The organism is Streptomyces sp. NPDC007907 (assembly GCF_042959365.1).
Classification (GTDB): Bacteria; Actinomycetota; Actinomycetes; order Streptomycetales; family Streptomycetaceae; genus Streptomyces; species Streptomyces indiaensis.
The window spans coordinates 550658-574256 of sequence record NZ_JBIBKR010000001.1 but is presented as its reverse complement, the minus strand read 5'-3'; the positions used below and the strand labels follow the sequence as shown (position 1 = coordinate 574256).

The 23599-nt window shown below is 72.2% G+C and carries 20 protein-coding genes; 13 read left to right on the top strand and 7 right to left on the bottom strand.

Annotated elements, in window-relative coordinates:
- On the bottom strand, window positions 1-2148 hold a 2148-nt coding region (locus ACFZDI_RS02625), incomplete at its 3' end, for a DEAD/DEAH box helicase (RefSeq protein ID WP_391247257.1).
- 475 nt (window positions 2149-2623) lie between these two features.
- Here ACFZDI_RS02625 and ACFZDI_RS02620 point away from each other — a divergent pair.
- Window positions 2624-3373, top strand: coding sequence for a ferritin-like fold-containing protein (locus ACFZDI_RS02620; protein ID WP_234849994.1), 750 nt, complete (start codon window positions 2624-2626; stop codon window positions 3371-3373).
- A 51-nt stretch (window positions 3374-3424) separates the two neighbouring features.
- Here ACFZDI_RS02620 and ACFZDI_RS02615 read toward each other — a convergent pair whose 3' ends face one another.
- From ACFZDI_RS02615 to ACFZDI_RS02600, 4 genes are all read right to left on the bottom strand, one after another.
- Complete coding sequence (locus ACFZDI_RS02615; protein WP_234849993.1) at window positions 3425-3694, bottom strand: hypothetical protein; 270 nt, start codon at window positions 3692-3694, stop codon at window positions 3425-3427.
- Window positions 3695-4101: 407 nt separating this feature from the next.
- On the bottom strand, window positions 4102-4329 hold the full coding sequence (locus ACFZDI_RS02610; RefSeq protein WP_030854792.1) for a DUF3107 domain-containing protein: 228 nt from the start codon (window positions 4327-4329) through the stop codon (window positions 4102-4104).
- A 136-nt stretch (window positions 4330-4465) separates the two neighbouring features.
- Window positions 4466-5113, bottom strand: coding sequence for a TetR/AcrR family transcriptional regulator (locus ACFZDI_RS02605; protein ID WP_234849992.1), 648 nt, complete (start codon window positions 5111-5113; stop codon window positions 4466-4468).
- Window positions 5114-5320: 207 nt separating this feature from the next.
- A complete protein-coding gene (locus ACFZDI_RS02600) occupies window positions 5321-5545 on the bottom strand; it encodes a hypothetical protein (protein WP_234849991.1) in 225 nt (74 codons plus the stop codon).
- 255 nt (window positions 5546-5800) lie between these two features.
- On the opposite strand from ACFZDI_RS02600, the gene ACFZDI_RS02595 reads away from it, so the two are divergent.
- The 12 genes from ACFZDI_RS02595 to moeZ all read left to right on the top strand — a co-directional run bounded on the left by ACFZDI_RS02595 (window position 5801) and on the right by moeZ (window position 20318).
- Window positions 5801-6847, top strand: coding sequence for an alpha/beta fold hydrolase (locus ACFZDI_RS02595; protein WP_234849990.1), 1047 nt, complete (start codon window positions 5801-5803; stop codon window positions 6845-6847).
- Between the two features lie 8 nt (window positions 6848-6855).
- The gene (locus ACFZDI_RS02590; RefSeq protein WP_391247254.1) at window positions 6856-8451 is read left to right on the top strand and encodes a DUF3152 domain-containing protein; all 1596 of its coding nucleotides are present in this window, start codon (window positions 6856-6858) and stop codon (window positions 8449-8451) included.
- 68 nt (window positions 8452-8519) lie between these two features.
- The gene (locus ACFZDI_RS02585; protein WP_311774658.1) at window positions 8520-8612 is read left to right on the top strand and encodes an Ms4533A family Cys-rich leader peptide; all 93 of its coding nucleotides are present in this window, start codon (window positions 8520-8522) and stop codon (window positions 8610-8612) included.
- A gap of 169 nt (window positions 8613-8781) precedes the next feature.
- On the top strand, window positions 8782-10500 hold the full coding sequence (locus ACFZDI_RS02580; protein WP_391247251.1) for an ABC transporter substrate-binding protein: 1719 nt from the start codon (window positions 8782-8784) through the stop codon (window positions 10498-10500).
- A gap of 4 nt (window positions 10501-10504) precedes the next feature.
- Window positions 10505-11515: an ABC transporter permease subunit gene (locus ACFZDI_RS02575; RefSeq protein WP_391247250.1), complete on the top strand. Its 1011-nt coding sequence runs from the start codon at window positions 10505-10507 to the stop codon at window positions 11513-11515.
- The gene (locus tag ACFZDI_RS02570; protein ID WP_391247248.1) at window positions 11512-12510 is read left to right on the top strand and encodes an ABC transporter permease subunit; all 999 of its coding nucleotides are present in this window, start codon (window positions 11512-11514) and stop codon (window positions 12508-12510) included. Before ACFZDI_RS02575 ends, ACFZDI_RS02570 begins: the two co-directional genes overlap by 4 nt.
- A complete protein-coding gene (locus ACFZDI_RS02565) occupies window positions 12507-14099 on the top strand; it encodes a dipeptide ABC transporter ATP-binding protein (protein WP_391247246.1) in 1593 nt (530 codons plus the stop codon). Before ACFZDI_RS02570 ends, ACFZDI_RS02565 begins: the two co-directional genes overlap by 4 nt.
- 189 nt (window positions 14100-14288) lie before the next feature.
- Window positions 14289-16007: a DUF3492 domain-containing protein gene (locus ACFZDI_RS02560; RefSeq protein WP_391247244.1), complete on the top strand. Its 1719-nt coding sequence runs from the start codon at window positions 14289-14291 to the stop codon at window positions 16005-16007.
- The gene (locus ACFZDI_RS02555; protein ID WP_391247242.1) at window positions 16007-17248 is read left to right on the top strand and encodes a hypothetical protein; all 1242 of its coding nucleotides are present in this window, start codon (window positions 16007-16009) and stop codon (window positions 17246-17248) included. The genes ACFZDI_RS02560 and ACFZDI_RS02555 overlap by 1 nt, the downstream gene beginning before the upstream one ends.
- Before the next feature lie 131 nt (window positions 17249-17379).
- Entirely contained in the window at window positions 17380-18339 is a 960-nt protein-coding gene (locus ACFZDI_RS02550; protein ID WP_086560583.1) for an NAD(P)-dependent oxidoreductase, read from the top strand.
- The gene (locus ACFZDI_RS02545) at window positions 18327-19076 is read left to right on the top strand and encodes a spherulation-specific family 4 protein (protein WP_391247240.1); all 750 of its coding nucleotides are present in this window, start codon (window positions 18327-18329) and stop codon (window positions 19074-19076) included. The genes ACFZDI_RS02550 and ACFZDI_RS02545 overlap by 13 nt, the downstream gene beginning before the upstream one ends.
- Window positions 19077-19139: 63 nt before the next feature.
- Window positions 19140-20318, top strand: a complete 1179-nt coding sequence (moeZ, locus tag ACFZDI_RS02540) for an adenylyltransferase/sulfurtransferase MoeZ (protein ID WP_031112256.1) — start codon at window positions 19140-19142, stop codon at window positions 20316-20318.
- 71 nt (window positions 20319-20389) lie between these two features.
- Here moeZ and ACFZDI_RS02535 read toward each other — a convergent pair whose 3' ends face one another.
- Together ACFZDI_RS02535 and ACFZDI_RS02530 are read right to left on the bottom strand one after the other, a co-directional pair.
- Window positions 20390-21859, bottom strand: coding sequence for an alpha/beta fold hydrolase (locus ACFZDI_RS02535; RefSeq protein WP_391247238.1), 1470 nt, complete (start codon window positions 21857-21859; stop codon window positions 20390-20392).
- A 135-nt stretch (window positions 21860-21994) separates the two neighbouring features.
- Complete coding sequence (locus ACFZDI_RS02530; protein WP_391247236.1) at window positions 21995-23539, bottom strand: alpha/beta fold hydrolase; 1545 nt, start codon at window positions 23537-23539, stop codon at window positions 21995-21997.
- Window positions 23540-23599: the final 60 nt, after the last annotated feature.

Below are 23599 nucleotides of genomic sequence, written 5' to 3'. Positions count from 1 at the left end.
CGGCTTGGTCTCCGCCACCTCCGCCACCTCGGCGACCTCGGCAGCCTTGGCCGGGGCGGTCTCGGCGGCCTTGCGGGTGCGCCGGCGCGGCTTGGCCTCGGCGGCCTCCGCCGTGTCGACGGCGGCTTCGGCCGCGGCCGTCGCCTTGCGGGTACGCCTGGGCTTGGCCTCGGCCGCCTCGGCGGTGTCCGTGGCGCTCTCCGCAGCCGCGGTCGTCTTACGGGCGCGGCGCGGCTTGGCGTCGGTTGACTCGGCCGCTTCGGCGGTGTTCTCCGTGGCCGCGGCAGCCTTGCGGGTGCGGCGCGGCTTCGTCTCCGTCGGCTCCTGCGCCGTCTCGGTGACGCCCTCGGCCGTGTCCAGTGCCGACTCGGCCGCGGACGCCGCCGTGGCCTTGCGGGTACGGCGACGGGGCTTGGCGGCGGGAGCCTCGGGCTGCGCGGCATCCACGACGGCCGGAGCCTCGGCGACGATCGCCGGCTCCGCGGCCGACGGGGCCACCGCGGCCTCCGTCTCCACCACCGGGGTCTCCACCGCAGCGGTCTCCACCGCGGGCGTCTCCGCGCGGCGCGTACGGCGTCGGCGCGGCTTCGTGGCCGCCTCGGCGGCCTCCGCGTCCGTGCCCTCCGCCGTCGCGACCGCGGTCTCCGCCTGCTCCGACACGGGCGCCTCGACCGCCGCGGCCGGAGCCGTCTGGGACGGGGCCCCGCCGCGGGTGCGGCGACGGCGACGCGGAGTGCGCGGAGCCGTCACGGCGTCCGCCTCGGCGGCACCGCCGGTCTCCGTGCTGCCCGGGGCGGTGGTGCCGGCGGGCTCGGGAGCGCCGTCCAGTTCGGCCCCGCCGCGCGTGCGGCGACGGCGACGCGGCGTACGCGACGACCGCTCGCGGTCGGCCGACCGGGACTCGTCCCGGTCGCCACGGCCACCTCGGCCGCCGCGCCCGCGCGGTCCGCGGCCGCCCGGCTCGCCCAGGTCCTCCAGCTCCTCCGCCTCCAGCCCGGCGCGGGTGCGCTCCGAGCGCGGCAGGATGCCCTTGGTGCCCTCGGGGATGCCCAGGTCGGTGAAGAGGTGCGGGGAGGTGGAGTACGTCTCCGGCGGGTCGTTGAAGTCCAGCTCCAGCGCCTTGTTGATCAGCTGCCAGCGCGGGATGTCGTCCCAGTCGACCAGGGTGATCGCCGTACCCTTCGCGCCCGCGCGGCCCGTACGGCCGATGCGGTGCAGGTACGTCTTCTCCTCTTCCGGCGACTGGTAGTTGATGACGTGCGTGACACCCTCGACGTCGATGCCGCGGGCGGCGACGTCGGTGCAGACGAGCACGTCCACCTTGCCGTTGCGGAACGCCCGCAGCGCCTGCTCGCGCGCACCCTGGCCCAGGTCGCCGTGGACCGCGCCGGAGGCGAAACCGCGCTGCTTCAGCTGGTCCGCGAGGTCGGCGGCCGTGCGCTTGGTGCGGCAGAAGACCATGGCCAGCCCGCGGCCCTCGGCCTGGAGGATGCGCGCGACCATCTCGGGCTTGTCCATATTGTGCGCGCGGTAGATGTACTGCTTGGTGTTCGCGACCGTCGCACCCGCGTCGTCCGGCGCCGTGGCCCGGATGTGCGTGGGCTGCGACATGTAGCGGCGGGCCAGGCCGATGACCGCGCCCGGCATCGTGGCCGAGAACAGCATCGTCTGGCGGCGCGCCGGCAGCATGTTGATGATCTTCTCGACGTCCGGCAGGAAGCCCAGGTCGAGCATCTCGTCGGCCTCGTCGAGGACCAGGCACTTGACGTGCTTCAGGTTCAGCTTCTTCTGACCGGCGAGGTCGAGGAGCCGGCCCGGGGTGCCGACGACCACGTCGACGCCCTTCTTCAGGGCGTCTACCTGGGGTTCGTAGGCCCGGCCGCCGTAGATGGCGAGGACGCGTACGTTGCGCACCTTGCCCGCGGTCAGCAGGTCGTTGGTGACCTGCGTGCACAGCTCGCGCGTGGGGACGACGACGAGCGCCTGCGGGGCCTCGGTGAGGGCCTCGGGCTCGGCGCGCCCGGCCTCGACGTCGGCGGGGACGGTGACGCGCTCGAGGAGCGGGAGGCCGAAGCCCAGCGTCTTGCCCGTGCCGGTCTTGGCCTGGCCGATGACGTCCGTGCCCGACAGGGCCACGGGGAGCGTCATCTCCTGGATGGGGAAGGGGGTGATGATGCCGACGGCCTCAAGGGCCTCGGCGGTCTCGGGAAGGATTCCGAGCTCTCGGAACGTAGTCAGGGTGCTGCCTCTTCTGTGTGGGCGGCGCGAGGCGAGCGCGGGGTCGTGTCAGACCGTGCCGGGGACGTCGGCTGCCTACGGGCGGGCCGTAGAGCACGGGACCGCGCCGACGCTCTAGCGCTCGTGCCGCTGAGGGTGTCCCCCTCCGGGTCTCGTACGCACTGTGGCGTACGGCCGGGGAGGGCTGTCGGGTCGGAGCCGATCGGGCCACCGACCGGGCATCCTCATACGTGCGGCCTGTCGAGGTACGTCGACGTACCAGCAGGCGCATTACCACCATACCCCGGAATCGCGCACATGCGATGGCCGATTCGGTCACGTAGTCGTCGTCACAGTGATTGACCAGGGCCTTACACCCTCCGGCAAGCGGGTTATTGTGCGCTTCATGACGAGCTCTGACAAGCCTGGCAACGCCTCGGACACCGCCCCCGCCGAAACCGCCTCAGTCGCCGCCCGGGACTGGGCGACGGCCTCCGCCGACCCTCAGTACCGCGCCGCGGTCGTGGACCTGCTCGGCGCGCTCGCGTACGGGGAGCTGGCGGCGTTCGAGCGTCTCGCGGAGGACGCCAAACTGGCGCCGACGCTGGCGGACAAGGCGGAGCTGGCGAAGATGGCGTCGGCGGAGTTCCACCACTTCGAGAGGCTGCGCGACCGGCTCGCAGAGATCGGGGAGGAGCCGACGCGGGCGATGGAGCCGTTCGTCGCCGCGTACGACGGGTTCCACAAGCAGACGGCCCCCTCGGACTGGCTGGAGGGCCTCGTCAAGGCCTACGTGGGCGATTCCATCGCCAGCGACTTCTACCGGGAGGTCGCCGCCCGGCTGGACTCCGACTCCCGCGACCTGGTGCTGGCCGTGCTCGACGACACGGGGCACGGCGGCTTCGCCGTGGAGAAGGTGCGGGCCGCGATCGACGCCGACCCCCGTGTGGGCGGGCGGCTCGCGCTGTGGGCGCGGCGGCTGATGGGTGAGGCCCTGTCGCAGTCCCAGCGGGTGGTCGCCGACCGCGACGCGCTGTCGACCATGCTGGTGGGCGGGGTCGCGGACGGCTTCGATCTCGCCGAGGTCGGCAAGATGTTCTCCCGGATCACCGAGGCCCACACCAAGCGGATGGCCGCCCTGGGGCTGGCCGCCTAGGCTCCCCTTCGGGCGACCGGCCTCTTCACAAGCGCCACCGTCGGCGACCCGTCACGCGGTCGCCGACCGGCGGCGCAGTCTTCCCGCGGGGCGCAGCAGCAGCGACAGCGAGGCCACCGAGACGATCGCCGCGCCGAGCAACACGAGCAGGACGTGCCCGGCGTCCAGGGCGCTGTGCATGACGAAGGCTCCGAAGAGGGCGCCGGCGACTCCGGTCGACAGCACCAGGGAGCGGGCCGGGAGACGGTGCGGCAGGCGGTGTGCGGCCGCCCATGCCAGAGTTAGGCCGAGGATCGCGGAGCTCAATGCTTCCAGGAGCATGTCGGGGTCCCTCCCACGTGGCCGGCCTGCGCAAATCGGTCGTAGCCCGTCTTACCCCTGACCTGCGAAATCCAATCCACCCCTGGGGGCGACTCGTGCTCCATCCGTGGAGGAACCGGTGCGCCGCAAGGGGCAGCCGAGGACGAGGGGCGGCGGAGCCCACGCGGAACGCGGGCGAGGACGCCGAGGGCCACGCGGATGGGGTGTCCGCGGGAGAGCCACGCAAACCGGGCGGCAACGTAAAAGGGGCAACGCAAATCGGGCGGCGGTGAAAACCGAGCGGCAACGCAAACCGAGCGGCAACGCAAACCGAGGGGCAACGCAAACCGAGGGGCAACGCAAACCGGGCGCCAACGCGAACGGGGCGGGTCGGCCGACAGCCGTCCCGCCCCGCTCCACGCGTGCGCCTACAGCGCGCCGAAACCCACCTTGCGCGGGGCCGGCTCACCGATCTCGACGTAGGCGAGACGGTCGGCCGGGACGAGGAGCTTGCGGCCGTGCTCGTCCACGAGGCTCAGCAGCTGCGACTTCCCGGCCAGTGCCTCGGCGACCACGCGCTCGACCTCCTCGGCAGTCTGACCGCTCTCCAGAACGATCTCGCGGGGCGCGTGCTGCACGCCGATCTTGACCTCCACGGCTATGTCCCTCCGACGGTCAGTGATGTGCGCGACCTTCCGCGCCGTACGCAGCACACATTAGCCCGGTGAGGGGACGTACATGCTCCGCCCGAGAACGCCACGAGCGAACATCGGGCGGGAACAAGGACGCCCGTCAGTGCTGCGGCTGGTCCGTGCCGTGCAGCGGGAAGCCCGCGATGCCGCGCCAGGCCAGGGAGGTGAGCAGCTGCACCGCCTGCTCGCGCGGCACACTGCGGTCGCTGTGCAGCCAGGACCGGGCCACCACCTGGGCGAGGCCGCCCATGCCCGAGGCGAGCAGCATCGACTCCGCGCGCGACAGGCCGGTGTCCTCGGCGATGACGTCGCAGATCGCCTCCGCGCACTCGTTCGTGACCTTGTCGACGCGCTCGCGCACGGCGGGCTCGTTGGTCAGGTCCGACTCGAAGACCAGGCGGAAGGCGCCGCCGTCGTCCTCGACGTACGCGAAGTAGGCGTCCATGGTCGCCCGGACCCGCTGCTTGTTGTCGGTCGTCGACGCGAGCGCGCTGCGCACGGCCTGGATGAGCGACTCGCAGTGCTGGTCCAGCAGCGCGAGGTAGAGGTCGAGCTTGCCCGGGAAGTGCTGGTAGAGCACCGGCTTGCTGACGCCGGCCCGCTCGGCGATGTCGTCCATCGCCGCGGCGTGGTAGCCCTGGGCCACGAAGACCTCCTGGGCGGCACCCAGGAGCTGGTTCCGTCGGGCACGGCGCGGCAGGCGTGTGCCCCGCGGGCGAACCGCCTCTGTCTGCTCGATGGCTGTCACGCCGCCTCCCATAGTCGTCCACGTGCGGATCTGGCCGCGCCGCCATCGTACTTTTCGGTAACCGTGGTGTGCGCGGTGAGAGCGCAGAATTTCACGGACCGGACGGATGCGAAAGCGGTTGCGAAGGTTTCAAACACGGTCAGAGCGGGCAAAAATCCGCCCCTTTCCCGTTCGGTGGAGCAGCTCGGCGCCCGTCGGCGGCGAGCGTCACCGGTAGTCGTCCTCGTCGAGCGAGACGATCCGGGCCTGCTCCACGAGGTCCGCCTCGTTGGCCCGGTCCGGGTCGACGCGGGTCAGCGGGTCGTCGCGGTCCGGCGCGAGGTCCGCCTGCTGCTCTGCCGCGTCGACCTCGGGCGCCTCGACGTCGAACTCCTGCACCTCCGGCGCGTCCTCGGCCTCGAACGTCTCCGGGTCGGTGGGGTCTACGGCCATGCTGGGCTCCCTTCCTACGAACGTCCCTGGGAATGCAGGGGCCACACGCGGGTGCCCTCTGTACGAGCCTAGGAGACACCCGATCCGGACGCTATGCGATCCGCGTCCGGGACGTGACCCGGTGCTGATCCCGTTGACTGCTACCCATCCCCGCCCGGGTGCCGACTCCCGGGCGGCCTCAACCGGCCAATTCCTGTGACGGCGAACACAGGCGAACACATGAGTCACTGCGTGATCGTCTCGTAACATTGCCGCATGTCTTCGACCGAGCTGCCGTTCGTGCCGCCCGCCAATGTGCTGCCGAAGGTGGGGACCGTCCGGGTCGCGGAGGGCGAGCGGCTGAGGTCGGTCGAGCTGCCCGGGGTCACGCTCACGATGCGGTCGCGGCCGCCGGCGCGCGAAGGGCTGCCTCCCGCGCTGTTCGTGCACGGCCTCGGCGGCTCCTCGCAGAACTGGTCGGCGCTGATGGCCCTGCTGGACGGCACCGTCGACGGCGAGGCCCTCGACCTGCCCGGCTTCGGCGACTCCCCGCCCCCGGACGACGGCAACTACTCCGTCACGGCCCACGCACGCGCGGTCATCCGTTACCTCGACGCCTCGGGTCGCGGTCCCGTGCACCTGTTCGGGAACTCGCTCGGTGGCGCCATCACCACCCGTGTCGCCGCGGTTCGGCCCGATTTGGTCCGTACGCTCACGCTTGTGTCGCCCGCTCTGCCGGAGATCCGAGTGCAGCGCACCGCCGTGCCCACAGGGCTGCTGGCGGTGCCGGGCGTCGCCCTGCTCTTCACCCGCCTCACCCGGGGGTGGACGGCGGAGCAGCGGGTCCGTGGCGTGATGGCCCTGTGTTACGGGGATCCCGGACGGGTGTCGGCGGAAGGATTCCGCAACGCCGTGCAGGAGATGGAGCGGCGGCAGCGGCTGCCGTACTTCTGGGACGCGATGGCGCGCTCCGCGCGCGGCATCGTCAACGCCTACACGCTGGGCGGACAGCAGGGGCTGTGGCGCCAGGCGGAACGGGTCCTCGCACCGACCCTGCTCGTCTACGGCGGCCGTGACCAGCTCGTCGGCTTCCGCATGGCCCAGAAGGCGGCCCGTGCCTTCCGTGACTCCCGGCTCGTGACATTGCCCGATGCGGGCCATGTGGCGATGATGGAGTACCCGGAGACCGTGGCCACGGCCTTTCGTGAACTCCTCGACGACGCAGGCGAGTCGGGCACGCGGCGGGCGAGACGGGCCGGCCGGGGGGACGCCGGAGGCGACGCCGTCGGCGCATCGGGCAACAACGAGAGCATGGGGGGCTGAGGCGCGACGTGGGACGCCACAGCCGCCGCGGACCGGTCGTCAAGGGCGACACCGCGGACACGACCGCAGCACGGGACGACCGGGCCGGCCCCGCGAAGGGCCCGGGGCCGGGTCAGGGCCAGGCGCCGGACGCCGGCCGGGGAGCCGGGACCGCACCGCCCGGCGCCCCGCAGGGCGGTTGGCCCTCACAGGGCCCGCGCCGGGTGCCCGGTCCGAGGACCGCGCCCGCCCAGGGGACACCGCCGCACGGCTTGCCGCGCCTGCCCGACGGCTGGCACCCGGACGGCACACCGGCCCACGGGATCCCCCGGTTGCCGGACGGGACGCCGGCACGCGGAACGCCGCGCCTTCCCGACGGCACACCCGCACACGGCGTACCGCGTCCGGTCGACGGCACCCCGGCACGAGGCGTGCCCCGGTTCCCGGACGGGACTCCCGCGCAGGGTGTTCCGCGGCTGCCGGACGGCACCCCCGCGCACGGCTTTCCGCGCGCGCGTGGCGGGCATCCGGAGCAGCGGGAAGCCGGCGGCGGCTGGGGTGAGTTGAGGGGGGACGGCGCGGGGACCGCCGGGATCGCTGTGCCCATACCGCGGCAGCGCCGGGCATCCGTGCCCGGGCCGCGGCAGGACTACATCGACGCCTTCGTCGCCGAGGAGGACGACGTCTTCGCGCCCCGAACGCCCGCCTCCGCGCACGCCGCGGACGCCTACGCCTCCGTCTCGGACTGGAACGTCGGCACCCCCGCCGACTCCGGGTGCGGCCACGACGACGCGGGGCCCACCGGCACGCCCTCGCCGGGCAGGGGCGGCAAGGGCCGTGCCTTCACCGGCATCGCGGCCGCGGCCGTCACCACCGTGCTGGCCGTCATCGTCGCCGGACAGGTCACCGACGACAACGGCGGTGCCGTCGTGCAGTCCCAGTCCGCCACCGACCAGGCCCGCGACGTCCGCGACCCCGCGTCCCGCGCGGACGGCAGGGCACCCGCCCCCGAAGCCGCGCCGCTGACGTACGACGAGAAGATGAGCCGGACGTACCCGCTCGGCGCCACCCTCAAGGGCTCCGGGAAGTTCGACGCCGTCCCCGGCATCGCCAAGGCGCCGGGTGCCGGGCAGAAGTTCACCTACCGCGTGGACGTGGAGCAGGGGCTCGGACTGGACGGCGCACTGTTCGCCGAGGCCGTGCAGAAGACCCTCAACGACAGGCGCAGCTGGGCCCACAACGGCGCGCGCACCTTCGAGCGGATCTACTCCGGCAAGCCCGACTTCGTGATCACCCTCGCGAGCCCCGGCATGACCGCCGACTGGTGTGCCAAGTCGGGTCTGGACACCACCGAGGACAACGTCTCCTGCGACTCGGCCGCGACCGAGCGCGTGATGATCAACGCCTACCGGTGGGCGCAGGGCTCGGAGACCTACGGCGACGGCAAGATCCACGCCTACCGGCAGATGCTGATCAACCACGAGGTCGGCCACCGCCTCGGCTACGGCCACGTCACCTGCGACAAGGACGGCGACCTCGCGCCGGTCATGCAGCAGCAGACCAAGTTCCTCGACCACGACGGCGTCCACTGCCGCGCCAACGCCTGGCCTTACCCCGGGAGTTGACAGGCGCCCCACAGGGTGTGGCGCGGCTCGCGTTGACATGCTCGGAAAGTTCGTTCATATTTCTGGGCATGTCGCCCCGTCACGTCTCCGTTCGCGCCGCCATCGAGCTGGCGCTCATCGGCGTGACCCCGCTCTGCGTGGCCGACATTCACTGTTGCTGACGCCCGCCCCCGGCGCGCGTCGCTCGCTCTCCCCGTGACCCGGTCACGGCTTTCCCGACGACTCGGCGCCGGGTAGACGTCTGTCTTCTTCCGTCTCACCCTTCGTCTATTCGTCTCGCGATACGAGAACCTCGTGGTCCGGGACGCCTTCCGAGAGGTCGTCTTTCCGATGCGCCAACCGTCCGTCACAGCGCGCCGCGTGGCCGCGGCATCCGTCAGCCTGGTTTTGGCAGCGGGTGCCACCGCCTGCGGGCCGGAGGACAACGATGCCAAGGCAGCCGGCGGCGACTCCACGCCCCACAAGGGCGGCACCCTCACGGTCCTGAACGCCAACCCCCAGCAGGACTTCGACCCGGCCCGCCTCTACACCTCCGGCGGCGGCAACGTCCCGTCCCTGGTCTTCCGCACCCTCACCACCCGCAACCGCGAGGACGGCGCCGCCGGCGCGAAGGTCGTCCCCGACCTCGCCACCGACACCGGGCGCCCCAACAAGGACGCGACCGTGTGGACGTACACCCTGAAGAAGGGCCTGACGTACGAGGACGGCACGCCGATCACCTCGGCCGACATCAAGTACGGCATCGAGCGCTCCTTCGCCCCCGAGCTGTCGGGCGGCGCTCCCTACCTGCGCGACTGGCTGGTCGGGGCCGCCGACTACCAGGGCCCGTACAAGGACAAGAAGGGCCTCGACGCGATCGAGACGCCGGACGAGCGGACCATCGTCTTCCATCTGAACAAGCCCGAGGGCGAGTTCCCCTACCTGGCCACGCAGACGCAGTTCACGCCCGTCCCGAAGAGCAAGGACACCGGCACCAAGTACGAGGAGCACCCGGTCTCCTCCGGGCCGTACAAGGTCGTGCGCAACGACAACGACGGTGAGCGGCTGGTCCTGGAGCGCAACCCGCACTGGTCCGCCGCGACCGACGCCGAGCGCAAGGCCTACCCGGACAAGATCGACGTGCGGTCCGGGCTCGACTCGTCCGTGATCAACCAGCGGCTGTCCGCGTCCCAGGGAGCGGACGCCGCCGCGGTCACCACGGACACCAACCTCGGCCCGGCCGAGCTGGCCAAGGTGACCGGCGACAAGGACCTCGCCTCCCGCGTCGGCACCGGCCACTTCGGCTACACGAACTACATCGCCTTCAATCCGAAGACCAAGCCGTTCGACAACCCCAAGGTGCGCCAGGCGATCTCGTACGCCATCGACCGGTCGTCCGTGGTCAACGCCGCGGGCGGGTCCGCCCTGGCCGAGCCCGCCACCACCTTCCTGCCCGACCAGAAGTCCTTCGGGTACACGCCCTACGACCACTTCCCGGCGGGCAAGGCCGGCGACGCCGCCAAGGCCAAGGAACTGCTGAATGAGGCCGGATACACCAAGGGCCTCACCGTCACGCTGACGCACTCCAACGCCAAGGACTTCGAGACCAGCCCCGAGATCGCCACCGCCATCCAGGACGCGCTCAAGAAGGCCGGCATCACGGTCAAGCTGCAGGGCCTGGAGGAGAACGACTACTCCGACAAGATCCACGACGTGAAGGCCGAGCCCGGCTTCTTCCTCGCCCACTGGGGTGCCGACTGGCCCTCCGGCGGGCCGTTCCTCGCCCCGATCTTCGACGGCCGGCAGATCGTCAAGGACGGCGCCAACTTCAACACGGGCCAGCTGAACGACACGTCGGTCAATGACGAGATCGACGCGATCAACAAGTTGACGGATCTTGACCAGGCCGCCGAGAGGTGGGGTGCACTGGACCAGAAGATCGGGGAGAAGGCACTGACGGTGCCGCTGTTCCACCCCGTCTACAAGCGACTGGTCGGCAAGGACATCAAGAACGTCGTGATCAGCGACTGGACCGGTGTACTGGACATCTCGCAGGTCGCGGTGAAGTGACGCCGTGAGCGAGGCACTTCTCGCCGCCGAGGCGGCCGTGACGGATCCCGCCGTCCCGGCCGCCTCGGGGGCCCGTCAGTTCTGGCGGCGGCTGCGCACGCAGCGAGCCGCCCTAGCAGCGGCCGGAGTCGTGGCGCTGCTCGTCCTGGTCGCGCTCGCCGCGCCGCTGCTCACCGCCGTCGAGGGCCAGGACCCGACCACCTACCACCCCTCCCTCGTGGACTCCGCGCGCGGCGGCGTCCCCGTCGGGCCCCTCGGCGGAGCGAGCGCCGACCACTGGTTCGGCGTCGAGCCCCAGACCGGCCGCGACCTCTTCGCACGGCTGGTGTACGGCGCGCGCGTATCGCTGGGCGTCGCCCTGGCCGCGACCGTCGTGCAGGTCGCCATCGGCATCACCCTGGGCGTCGCGGCCGCGCTCGGGAAACGATGGGTCGATCAACTGCTGAGCCGCTTCACCGACGTCATGGTCGCCATGCCGCTCATGATCATGGCGTTGGCGCTGCTCGCGATCGTCCCGGCGAGCTTTCCGCGGCCGGTACTCGTCGCGCTCGTCATCGGCCTGATCGGCTGGGGCAACATCGCCCGGATCGTGCGCGCGCAGACCCTCACCCTCAAGGAACGCGACCACGTCTCCGCGGCCCGGCTCAGCGGCTGGGGCACCTGGAGCATCGCCCGCCGCGAACTCCTGCCCGGAATCGCCGCACCCGTCATCACCTACGCCGCACTGCTCGTCCCGACGAACATCACCGTCGAGGCCGCGCTGTCCTTCCTAGGCGTGGGCGTGAAGCCGCCGACACCCTCCTGGGGACAGATGCTCACCGCCGCCGACGTCTGGTACCAGGCCGCCCCGCAGTACCTGCTGCTGCCCGCGGGCGCCCTGTTCGTCACGGTGCTCGCCCTCACGGTCCTCGGCGACGGGGTCCGCACCGCCCTCGACCCCCGCGCGGCCTCCCGGCTGCGCGTCGGGACGGGACGCAGGCGGGAGTCCAAGGCGGCAGGGGGAGGCACGGCATGAACGGCTTCACCGGATTCATCCTGCGCCGCGCCGTCGGCGCCGCCGTCACCCTGCTCGCCATCTCAGTGATCGTCTACGTCGTCTTCTACGCCACCCCCGGCAACGTCGCCCAGATCACCTGCGGCCCGCGCTGCTCACCGGAACAGGTTCACCAGGTCGCCCGGCAGCTGAACCTCGACGACCCGTTGTTCGTGCGCTACGGCCACTTCCTCCAGGGGCTCGTCGCCGGCCAGGACTACTCGACCGGCACGTCCGTCCAGCACTGCTCCGCGCCCTGCCTCGGCCTGTCGTACCAGAGCGACCAGCAGGTCACGCAGCTGATCTGGGCGAAGCTCCCGGTCAGTCTGTCCCTGGTGGCCGGCGCGATGGTGCTGTGGCTGATCCTCGGGGTCGGCACCGGCGTGCTCTCCGCCTGGCGGCGCGGCCGGTTCTCCGAGCGGGTGCTGACCGGCCTCACCCTCGCCGGCACCGCCACGCCGGTCTTCGTCATCGGCCTGGTCCTCATGATCGTCGTCTGCGGGGAACTGCGGCTGCTGCCCTTCCCGCAGTACGTCGCCCTCACCGACGACCCCGAACAGTGGGCGTGGAACCTGCTGCTGCCCTGGCTGTCGCTCGCCCTCATCGAGGCCGCCGCGTTCGCCCGGCTGACCCGGGCCTCGATGCTGGAGACGCTCGCCGACGATCACATCCGCACCTTCCGTGCCTACGGCGTCGGCGAACGGTCGATCGTCGGACGGCACGCACTGCGCGGCGCGTTCGCCCCGGTCATCGCGCTGAACGCCAACAACGTCGGATCGGCGATCGGCGGCGCGGTGCTCACCGAGACACTGTTCGGCCTGCCCGGCATCGGACAGGAACTCGTCCATGCCGTCAATGTCGTCGACCTGCCGGTCGTGGTCGGCATGGTCCTGGTCATCGGATTCTTCGTGGTCCTCGCCAACGCCGTCGCGGACGTCCTGTACGCGGTGGCCGACCGACGGGTGGTGCTGACATGAGCCTGGTCGACGTGACCGGCCTCTGTGTGGAGTTCGGCGCGCTGCGTGCCGTCGACGGCCTTTCCTTCAGCCTGGAGGAGGGCGCCGCCCTGGCCCTGGTCGGCGAGTCCGGCTCCGGCAAGTCGACGGTGGCGTCCGCGCTGCTCGGCCTGCACCGCGGCACCGGCGCACGGGTCGAGGGCACGGTCGAGGTGGCCGGCACCGACGTGCAGCGCGCCACCGACGAGGAACTGCGGCGGCTGCGCGGCGGATCGGCCGCCATGGTGTTCCAGGACCCCCTGTCGTCCCTCGACCCGTACTACGCGATCGGCGACCAGATCGCCGAGGTCTACCGCGTGCACGCCCGCGTGTCCCGGCGGGCGGCACGCGCGCGTGCCGTGCAGGTCCTCGACCGGGTGGGCATCCCGGACGCGGCCCGGCGGTCGAGGTCCTGGCCGCACGAGTTCAGCGGCGGCATGCGCCAGCGCGCCCTGATCGCCATGGCACTCGCCTGCGAGCCCCGGCTGCTCATCGCCGACGAGCCGACGACCGCCCTCGACGTGACCATCCAGGCCCAGGTCCTCGATCTGTTGCACACCCTGCGTGAGGAGACCGGCATGGGCCTGCTGCTCGTCACGCACGACGTGGGCGTCGCCGCCGAGAGCGTCGACGAGGTGCTGGTGATGCAGCACGGCCGGGCCGTCGAACACGGCCCGGTCGTCGACGTGCTGGGCTCCCCGGCCCAGCCGTACACCCGGGAGCTGCTCGCCGCGGTTCCCCGGCTGGACGCGCCGCGCAAGGCCTCGGCGGACCCCGACGAGGTCGTCCTGGAGGCGACCGGCCTGCGACGGGAGTTCGGGCGAGGGAAGGGAGCGTTCACGGCCGTGGACGACGTATCGCTGACCCTGCGCCGCGGTGAGACCCTCGGGATCGTCGGCGAGAGCGGCAGCGGCAAGACGACCCTCGGGCGCATGCTCGTCGGGCTGCTGGAGCCGACGGCGGGGGTGCTGCGCTTCGAGGGCCGCGCACACACCGGGGTGAACCCGGCCGTGCAGATGGTCTTCCAGGACCCGGTCTCCTCCCTCAACCCCCGCCGCAGCGTGGGCGAGTCCATCGCCGATCCGCTCCGCGCACGGGGCGAGCGGCACGAAGGGCGCATCCGGGAGCGCGTGGGCGAACTGCTGGAGCGCGTGGGGCTCGAAGCGGCCCACCACGACCGCTACCCCCATGAGTTCAGCGGCGGACAGCGCCAGCGGGTCGGCATCGCCCGGGCCCTCGCGGCCGACCCGCGGGTCATCGTCTGCGACGAGCCGGTCTCGGCCCTCGACGTCACCACCCAGGCCCATGTGGTCGACCTGCTGGGGGAGCTGCAGCGCGAACTCGGACTCGCCCTCGTCTTCGTCGCCCATGACCTGGCCGTCGTCCGCCAGGTCAGCGACCGGGTCGCCGTGATGCGGCGCGGCCGGATCGTGGAGGAGGGGCCCGTCGGCGAGGTGTACGAGTCGCCGCGCGACCCCTACACCAGGCAGCTGCTCGCGGCCGTGCCCGCGCTCGATCCGCAGGCCGCCGCGCGACGCCGGGCACAGCGACGGGAGTTGGCCGCCGCGTGACGATCTGTGTCCGCTTGATCTCCTAGCGCGACAGAACGCGACCCGCACGGGAAAGTTACGACCGTTCACCCCTTCTGGTGGTGCGACGGACAACCGTCCGTCGCACCACCGCCTTGTCCGCATACGTTCGTCCCGCTGCGAGCCGCCGGGCAACGGCGGCTCCCCATACGGGAGATCGGGGGTGCACTCGTGCGCATCGGACTGCTTACGGAGGGTGGGTATCCGTATGTGAGCGGTGACGCCAGGCTCTGGTGCGACCGGCTGGTGCGCGGGCTCGCCCAGCACGAGTTCGACGTCTACGCGCTCAGCCGCAGCGAGCACCAGGAGGACGAGGGCTGGGTCCCGCTGTCGCCGAACGTCCGCAGGGTGCGCACCGCGCCCCTGTGGATGGCCGAGGACGACGAGGTGGCGCTCGGGCGCCGTGCGCGCCGGCGGTTCACCGAGTACTTCGCGGAGCTGGCCGCCGTGCTGTGCGGAGTCGACGAGGGCGCGTCAGGAGCCGTCAGGAGTCTCTCCGAGGGTGCGCCGACCTCTGAGGCGGACCGTTTCGCCACCGCTCTGTACGGGCTCGCCGAACTCGCCCGCGAGGAAGGGGGGCTGGCGGGAGCCCTCCGGTCGGAGGCCGCCGTACGCACCCTGGAGCGCGCCTGCCGCGCGCCCGGCGCCCATCGCGCGGCGCGCGAGGCGCGCGTACCGGACCTGCTCGCCGTCGCCGCACACCTGGAACGCGCCCTGCGCCCCCTCTCCCTCGACTGGTACGAGGACGACGGGCTCGGCGCGGTCGACCTCTGCCACGCCGCGTCCGGCGGCGCGGCGGCCCTGCCCGGCCTGCTCGCCCGGCACTTCACCGGCGTCCCCCTGATGGTGACCGAGTACGGCGTGCGCCTGCGGACGCACTACCTCACCGCTCCCGACGCCCCACCCGCCGTACGGTCCTTGGTGGCCGCCTTCGAGGGCCGGCTGGCGACTGAGGCCTACACGCGGGCCGAGTTCGTCACCGCCGGCAACAGCCACACCCGCCGCTGGCAGGAGCGCTGCGGCGCCGACCGCGCCAAGCTCCGCACGGTCCACCCCGGCATGGACGCCCGGCCCTTCGCCGCCGTGGGCGAGTCGCCGGACTGCGCGGACCCGGACACGCTCGTCTGGGTCGGCCGCGTCGAGCCCGCCAAGGACCTGGTCTCGCTGCTGCACGCCTTCGCGGAGGTGCGCAAGCGGGAGCCGAGGACCCGCCTGCGCATCGTGGGTGCCCCCGCCGGTCCCGAGGGCGCGGCCTACCTCGATCACTGCAGGACCCTGGCCGCCCAGCTCTTCCCCGACGAGGCCGACGGCCCGCACCTCGCCGGTGACAATCCGGTGTCCTTCGAGGAGATCGGCGGCCCCGAACTCCCGGGCGTCGCCGACGCCTACGCCTCGGGTGCCGTGACCGTGCTGTCCAGCGTGGTCGAGGGCTTCCCCGCCGGTCTCGTCGAGGCGATGCTCTGCGGGCGCGCGACGGTGTCCACGGACGTCGGCGCGGTCGTGGAGATCATCGGCGGCACAGGGCTCGTCGTACCACCGCGCAATCCGCAGGCGCTCGCGCAGGCGTGCGTGGCGCTGCTGCGCGACCCGCAGCGCCGTGCGCGCCTGGGCGCCGCCGCCCGTGCCCGCGCGCTCGAACTGTTCACGGTCGAGCAGAACATCGAGGCATTTCACGGCATTTACCTGGAGATCGTCTCGCACGCGCCCGTCCGCCGTGTACTCCTCGACGGAGCGGGGGCGCCGCTGCCGTTCGCGGTTCCCGCCGAGGCCCACGTACCCGTCCGCTGGACCGCCGCATCACCCCGCCTCGCCGCCCGCGGCGGCCCCGGCTGGGGGGCGGACGGGCCCGTGCGCGCCACCAGCCCTGTCCCCACCCCGGAGGGTGCGTGATGAGCGACTTGGAGGAACTGGACCCGACCGCACCGGAGGCGGTCGCGGACGGCAAGGCGGCAGTGCCCGCCGCCGAGGACAACGGGCCCGCGAGCCGGGGGACGGCCGCCGAGCGCAAGGCGTCCCCCACGCGCCGGGGTGCCGGCGACCCGGTCAAGGCACTGATGCACCGTCACCGTGAGCTCTGCGAGCGCGCGGTGGACCCCTTGGAGATCGCCGCGGGTCTGGAGGCACACGGCATCACCGACCGGACCGCAGCCCGCTTCCGCCACCGCGACGTCTTCTCCCTCGCCGAGGAGATGTACGCACGGGTCTCACGGGACGGCGACACGCCCCTGCCCACACCGCCCGCCCCGCCCCGGGTGCGTGCCGACTGGGTCCTCCTGACCCTCCTGCCCGGTGCGCTGTGCGCAGCCGCCGTGGCCGCGCTGCAGCTCACCCGGGGGCAGCCGCGACTGTTCGCGGGTGTGGCCGGCGCCCTCGCCGTGACCCTGGCTCTCCGCGCGGCCCTGCGCCGGGGCCCCTTGAGCAGGACCGGCCCGGACCGGCCCGGGCCGCGGCCCGGTGCAGCCTCCGGCAGGACCACCCCATGGATCCTGTGGCTCGTCGGCTACGCCCTCCTGGGGGACGGCCTGCTTCGCAGCGCCCTCGCCGGAGGCCCCGACGCCCTGCCCACCGGCACGCCCGGCGACCCCTGGCCCCTCACCGCCACGCCGGTCCTGGCCCTCGCCCTGGCCTGCGCGCCCGCCGCCTGGACCGCGCACCTCCTCACCGTGCGCGCCCGCCGCAGACTCGCCTCCAGCCGCGGCCTGGAGGACTTCGCCGCCGCGGCACGCCCTCTGCTGCTCGCCACGTTCGCCCTGTTCCTGGGTGCCCTGACGGGTCTGCTCACCCTCTGCTCGGCAGTCCGCGGCGAGTCCGCCGCCTACGCCCAGGCCCTCGCCCTGGGCGCCCTCCTGTTCCTGGCCCGCCTCCTCACCACGCACGGCTTCACCTATGCCCCCGCGGTGGTCCTCGGCGCGACGGCCACGGCCGAGGCGGTCGCCCTCGCCTCGGTCTTCGCCTCCCGCCTCCCCGGCCTCGGCTTCCTGGCCACCCCCGTCGAAACGCTCGTCACCACCTGGGGCGCCGGCAGTGTGCCCGCCCTCGCCTGCACAGCCGCGGCCCTGGCCCTCCTGGTCCACACGGTCCGCAAGCTCACCCGGGCCTCGGCGCACGCACCCACGGAGCCCACCGTGTGACCACCACCGACCTCGGCCCCACGGCCACAGACGGCCCCCGTCCCTTACCTGCCTTCCTCCCTACGTTTTTTCCCGAGGAGAACCCGCATGATCACCCACCCAGGAACCCCGGCGACCCCGGGAGCCACGCGATGAGAGTCCTGCTGATCGGAGCCAACGGCTACATCGGGCGCTTCGTCGCCGACCGCCTGCTCGCCGACCCGGCGGTGCAGCTCACCGCCCTCGGCCGCGGTGACGACGCCGACGTCCGCTTCGACCTCGCCTCGGGCAGCCCCGGCGCCCTCACCCGCTTCCTCGACGCCGTCCACCCGGGTGTCGTCGTCAACTGCGCCGGCGCCACCCGCGGCGGGGCCCGCGAGCTCACCCGCCACAACACCGTGGCCGTCGCCACCGTCTGCGAGGCCCTGCGCCGCAGCGGCTGCGGCGCCCGGCTGGTGCAGATCGGCTGCAGCGCGGAGTACGGCCCGAGCCAGCCCGGCTCCTCCACCGCCGAGGACGCGGTGCCCCGGCCCGGCGGCCCGTACGGCGTCAGCAAACTCGCCGCCACCGAACTGGTCCTCGGCTCCGGTCTGGACGCCGTCGTCCTGCGCGTCTTCTCACCGGCCGGACCCGGCACCCCCGCCGGTTCCCCGCTGGGCCGCCTCGCCGAGGCCATGCGCCGCGCCATGCAGTCCGGTGACGGCGAGCTGAAACTCGGCGGCCTCGGCGCCCAGCGCGACTTCGTCGACGTCCGCGACGTCGCCCGCGCCGTCCACGCCGCCTCGCTCTCCGCCGCGCAAGGCGTCATCAACATCGGCTCCGGCCGCGCCGTCCGCCTGCGCGACGCCGCCGCGGTCCTCGCCCGCGTCGCCGGATACGGCGGCGCCCTCCACGAACTCGACGGTCCGCCCGGCGCCCTGCGCCCGGCCATCGGCCATCCACGCCCCGACCCGGACCACGCGCCCCCCGTCGCGTACCCGTACCCGGACGGCTGCGGCAGCTGGCAGCAGGCCGACGTGCGCACCGCACGCGACCGGCTCGGCTGGCGTCCCCGGATCGGACTGGAGGAGTCCCTCGCCGACATCTGGATGGAGGCGGCATGCCGTATCTGACCCGGTCCCGGCGGCCCACCGCGGGCACGGATGTCCGCCCCGGCGTCGGAGTCCCTGGCTACGCCCACCCTCTCCTCGCCCCCACCGAATGGGGCGAGCTGGCCCGGCCCGGCACCCCGCTGCACTGGGTGGTCCTCAATGTGGACGACGGTCCGGGCACGCGCCCCGACCCGTACTGCCTGGCGGCGGCCGGCCGGCTGCGCAACGCGGGCATCCGTGTCCTCGGCCACCTCGACACCCGCTACGGCACCCGGAACTTCGGTGAGCTGATCTCGGACGCCCACCGGTTCGTCGACTGGTACCAGGTCGACGGCTTCCTCCTGGAGCGCTGCCCCGCCGACCACGCCGGGCTGGCGGAGGTCCGCCGCACGGTCGCCACGCTCCGCGTGATCCGTGACGCTGCCCACATCGTCCTCGGGCACGGCATCCACCCGCATCCCGGCTACGTCGAGCTCGCCGACCAGCTGGTCACCTTCTCCGGGCCCTGGAGCGACTACCGCTGGTCGCAGGTGGCCGAGTGGACCGCGGACCATTCTCCCGAGCGCTTCTGCCACTTCGTCCACGGCGTGCCCCGCCCCCACCTGACCGAGGCACTGCGCATCGCCCGCCGGCAGGGCGCCGCGACGGTATGGATCACCGACCACACGGACCGCGGCGGCCGCACCGACCCCTGGGAGGCCATGCCCGGCTACTGGGACGAATTCGTCTCGCGTATCGGAACAGGTGTCTCGGAATGAAAAAGGGCGTGGCACTGTTACGGGGAGAACAACCGTAGTGATCGACCGACCAACGGAGTCCCCGTGTCGCTGCCACCCCTGGTCGAGCCGGCTTCCGAGCTCACCGTAGACGAGGTCCGCAGGTACTCCCGCCACCTGATCATCCCCGACGTGGGGATGGACGGGCAGAAGCGGCTGAAGAACGCCAAGGTGCTGTGTGTGGGCGCCGGCGGCCTGGGCTCGCCGGCGCTGATGTACCTGGCCGCCGCGGGCGTCGGCACCCTCGGCATCGTGGAGTTCGACGAGGTCGACGAGTCGAACCTGCAGCGCCAGATCATCCACAGCCAGGCCGACATCGGCCGCCCCAAGGCGGAGTCCGCGCGCGACAGCGTCAAGGGCATCAACCCGTACGTGAACGTGATCCTTCACGAGGAGCGGCTCGAGGCCGACAACGTGATGGACATCTTCAGCCAGTACGACCTGATTGTCGACGGCACGGACAACTTCGCGACCCGCTACTTGGTCAACGATGCCTGTGTGCTGCTGAACAAGCCGTACGTGTGGGGCTCGATCTACCGCTTCGACGGCCAGGCGTCCGTCTTCTGGTCCGAGCACGGCCCCTGCTACCGCTGCCTCTACCCGGAGCCCCCGCCCCCCGGCATGGTCCCCTCCTGCGCCGAGGGCGGCGTGCTGGGCGTGCTGTGCGCGTCCATCGGCTCCATCCAGGTCAACGAGGCCATCAAGCTCCTCGCCGGCATCGGCGACCCGCTGGTCGGCCGACTGATGATTTACGACGCCCTGGAGATGCAGTACCGCCAGGTCAAGGTCCGCAAGGACCCGAACTGCGCGGTCTGCGGCGAGAACCCGACCGTCACCGAGCTCATCGACTACGAGGCCTTCTGCGGCGTCGTGTCGGAGGAGGCCCAGGCTGCGGCCGCCGACTCCACGATCACTCCCAAGCAGCTCAAGGAGTGGATCGACGACGGCGAGAGCATCGACATCATCGACGTCCGTGAGCCGAACGAGTACGAGATCGTCTCCATCCCGGGCGCCCGGCTGATCCCGAAGAACGAGTTCCTCATGGGCACCGCCCTGGAGAGCCTCCCGCAGGACAAGAAGATCGTCCTGCACTGCAAGACGGGTGTCCGCAGTGCGGAAGTCCTCGCGGTGCTGAAGTCCGCGGGCTTCTCGGACGCGGTGCACGTCGGCGGTGGCGTGATCGGCTGGGTCAACCAGATCGAGCCGTCCAAGCCGGTGTACTGAGCCGTACCCGGGCTCCCTTGCCGAACGGCGGGGGCTTCCGGCACCACGAGTGCCCGAAGCCCCCGCCGTCGTCATGAGCAGACCTTGCCGTCCTTCGGCACCGAACCGTGCAGCAGGTACGCGTTCACCGTGGAGTCGACGCAGTCGCTCCCGCTGCCGTACGCGCCGTGCCCCTCGCCCCGCCAGGTCAGCATCACCCCGACGCCCCTGCCCAGTTCGTCGGCCATCCTGCGCGCCCCCTCGTACGGGGTGGCAGGGTCGCCGGTGTTGCCGACCACCAGGACCGGCGCCGCGCCTGGGGCGTTCACCTCCGGGGTGTCGTGCTGTCCGGGCACCGGCCAGTCGTGGCACCAGCCGGCCGTGTCCCACCCGAGGAACGCCCCGAAGACCGGGGAGATCTTCTCGAACCGGGGCAGCAGCCGTTTCGTCTCGGCCGCGGTCGGCCGCTGCCTGTCGTCCAGGCACGATATGACCCGCTGTGCATGGGTCGTCGTGCCGTAGCGCCCCGACGGGTCACGCTCGTTGTAGCGGTCGGCGAGGGTCAGCAGGTCGGAGCCGTCGCCCCTTTCGGCCGCGTCGAGGGCGCCGGTCAGCGTCGGCCAGCTGTCCTTGCTGTACAGCGGCAGGATGATGCCGGTGAACGCGAGGGACTGGGTCAGTTTCCGCCCGGGCACGCTCGTGGGAAGGGGGCGGGCGTCGATCCGCCGCAACAGGGCCGCGATCTTCCGCGAGCCCTCCTGAGGGGTCTGACCGGTGGACACGAGGTAGCTGTCCAGTGCCCGCTGGAAGCCCCTGGCCTGGTTCTCGGCGTGGCCCACGGTGTCCGCCCCGGGGTCCACGACCGCGTCCAGTGTCATGCGCCCCACCTTCTTCGGGAACAGGTGCGCGTAGGTGCCGCCCAGCTCGGTGCCGTAGGAGATGCCGAAGTAGTTCATCCTGGGATCGCCGAGGACCTCCCGGATGCGGTCCATGTCACGGGCCGAGTCGGCGGTCGAGACATGGGCCAGCAGCCTCCCGGCGTCCTTCTGGCAGCCCTTGCCGAAGTCGGCGGCGTCGTCCAGGTACGCCTTCTCCTCGGCGGGGGTGTCCGGGGTGAGGTCCACCGACTCGGCGGCCTGGATCTCCTGGTCGCCCCGGCAGCGCACCCCCTCACTGGCGCCGACGCCGCGCGGGTCCCAGCTCACCAGGTCGTACCGCTCACGGAGGGAGGAGACGGTCGGGGCGTACGACGGCATCATGGACACGCCGGAGGCACCCGGGCCGCCGAAGTTGAACAGCAGCGATCCGATGCGGTCGTCGCCGCGGGCCTTGGCGCGGATCAGTCCCAGGCCGATCGTCTCGCCGTCCGGCTTCGACCAGTCCAGCGGCACCTTCAGCGTCGCGCACTGCCATTCGCCGCTCGGTGCGGGCCCGTCGGCGGTGGCCTTGCAGCGCCCCCAGGACAGCCCGCTCCTGTCGTCGTCGGACGTACCGCCGCCGCAGCCCGCGGCCAGCAGGGCCGAGACGGCCGCCAGAGCGGTCCACCGAACCAAGCGTGTCATTGCCCATCCCCCCTCGCAGGCCGCCCGCTCCGTGCCGCGGATGGCGGTCAGGCCATGGTAGGCAGATCCCGCTTCGGCCGTTCCGGCCTGTGGATAACCCTTTGACCTGCGAGTTTCCCGGAAGGGATGGAGGTGTCAGGTGCAGACGGTCCCCGTCGGCGGCACCTTCCCGTCCAGCAGATAACCGTTCACCGCGTCCTGCACGCACCGGTTCTTGCTGTCGTAGGCGCCATGGCCCTGCCCCCGGTAGGTGAGTTCGACGCCGACGCCCTTGCCCAGCGCGTTGACCATCGCCCTCGCGCCCTCGTACGGCGTGGCCGGGTCACCGGTGTTGCCGACGACCAGGATGGGCGCCGAGCCCGGAGCGCTGACGTCCGGGTGGTCGGCCGCGCCCGCCACGGCCCAGTCGGTGCAGCCGATCATGCTCCAGGCCAGGGAGTCGCCGAACAGGGGTGAGGCGGCCCGGAACTCCGGCAGCCGCCGCTCGACATAGGCGGCGTCGTAGCGCGGTTTGGCGTCGGCGCAACTGATGGCGGTGAAGGCGGCGGTCGAGTTGTCGTACTCGCCGTTCTCGCTGCGTCCGTTCATCGAGTCGGACAGCAGCATCAAGGTGCTGCCGTCGCCGTCGTAGGCCTCCTCCAGGCCGTCGGTGAGGAACTCCCAGAAGTCCTGCGAGTACAGGGCCTGCAAGATGCCGCTGGTCGCCGCGGTCTGGGTCAGCTGGCGCGGGAAGATGCCCGGGATCGGTGTGCGGTCGAGGTCGCTGAGCAGCCGGGCGATGCGGTCCTTCACGTCCTGCGCGCTGTCGCCGATCGGGCACTCCTCGGTCTTCGACACACAGTCCTCGGCGAAGTTGTCGAGCGCGAGCTGGAAGCCCTTGGTCTGCCCCAGCGAGCTCTGCTCGGGGTCCTGAGTGGGGTTGACGACGGCGTCGAACACGGCACGGCCGACCCGCTTGGGGAAAAGGTGGGCGTAGACGCCGCCCAGCTCGGTGCCGTAGGAGATGCCGAAGTAGTGCAGCTTGTCGTCGCCGAGGACCTGGCGCATCAGGTCCAGGTCGCGGGCCGCGTCGGTGGTGCGCACGTGCGGGAGGACCTTTTCCGAGTTCTGCTCGCAGGCGTCGTTGAACTCCTTGGTGCTGTCCAGCAGCTGGGTGCGCTCCGCGGCGTCGTCGGGGGTGCCGTCCTGCTGGAAGTAGGCGTCGAGCTGCTGGTCGTTCTCGCAGATCACGGGGTCGCTGCGGCCGACGCCGCGCGGGTCGAAGCTGACCAGGTCGTAGCGGGTGCGCAGCTTCTCGTAGTCCTTGGCGAAGGCGGGCAGCGTGGCGACGCCCGAGCCGCCGGGGCCGCCGAAGTTGAAGACGAGCGAGCCGATGCGTTCGTTCCCGGTGCCGGTGGTCCTGACCCTGATCAGTTCGAGGCCGATGGTGTCGCCCTTGGGGTCGCTCCAGTCGAGCGGGGCCTTCATCGTGGCGCACTCCCACTCACCGTCGTCCGGCAGGGGAGTGGGCGCCGGGCCGCCGCCCTGGGCCTCGTCCGGGGCGGCGCAGGCCTTCCAGCTCAGCTCCTGCCGGGTGACGTCCTCGTCCTTGGCGTCGTCGCCGCAGCCCGCCAGCACGGTGGACAGCAACACGGCGGAGGCGGTCAGGGCGGCGGCGCGCAGCCGGAGGAGCGTTGGCATGGTTCCATCCTGCGGCGGCCCAGGACCGGGCGCGCGGGGCGCGTGCCGTACGAGGGAGGA

Excerpts from the sequence above, each read along its gene's own strand:
- ACFZDI_RS02620 (WP_234849994.1), top strand. The coding sequence starts at position 2,624 with ATGACGAGCTCTGACAAGCCTGGCAACGCCTCGGACACCGCCCCCGCC.
- ACFZDI_RS02615 (WP_234849993.1), bottom strand. The coding sequence starts at position 3,694 with ATGCTCCTGGAAGCATTGAGCTCCGCGATCCTCGGCCTAACTCTGGCA.
- ACFZDI_RS02600 (WP_234849991.1), bottom strand. The coding sequence starts at position 5,545 with ATGGCCGTAGACCCCACCGACCCGGAGACGTTCGAGGCCGAGGACGCG.
- ACFZDI_RS02595 (WP_234849990.1), top strand. The coding sequence starts at position 5,801 with ATGTCTTCGACCGAGCTGCCGTTCGTGCCGCCCGCCAATGTGCTGCCG.
- ACFZDI_RS02585 (WP_311774658.1), top strand. The coding sequence starts at position 8,520 with ATGTCGCCCCGTCACGTCTCCGTTCGCGCCGCCATCGAGCTGGCGCTC.
- ACFZDI_RS02580 (WP_391247251.1), top strand. The coding sequence starts at position 8,782 with ATGCGCCAACCGTCCGTCACAGCGCGCCGCGTGGCCGCGGCATCCGTC.
- ACFZDI_RS02570 (WP_391247248.1), top strand. The coding sequence starts at position 11,512 with ATGAACGGCTTCACCGGATTCATCCTGCGCCGCGCCGTCGGCGCCGCC.
- ACFZDI_RS02565 (WP_391247246.1), top strand. The coding sequence starts at position 12,507 with ATGAGCCTGGTCGACGTGACCGGCCTCTGTGTGGAGTTCGGCGCGCTG.
- ACFZDI_RS02555 (WP_391247242.1), top strand. The coding sequence starts at position 16,007 with ATGAGCGACTTGGAGGAACTGGACCCGACCGCACCGGAGGCGGTCGCG.
- ACFZDI_RS02550 (WP_086560583.1), top strand. The coding sequence starts at position 17,380 with ATGAGAGTCCTGCTGATCGGAGCCAACGGCTACATCGGGCGCTTCGTC.
- ACFZDI_RS02545 (WP_391247240.1), top strand. The coding sequence starts at position 18,327 with ATGCCGTATCTGACCCGGTCCCGGCGGCCCACCGCGGGCACGGATGTC.
- ACFZDI_RS02535 (WP_391247238.1), bottom strand. The coding sequence starts at position 21,859 with ATGACACGCTTGGTTCGGTGGACCGCTCTGGCGGCCGTCTCGGCCCTG.
- ACFZDI_RS02530 (WP_391247236.1), bottom strand. The coding sequence starts at position 23,539 with ATGCCAACGCTCCTCCGGCTGCGCGCCGCCGCCCTGACCGCCTCCGCC.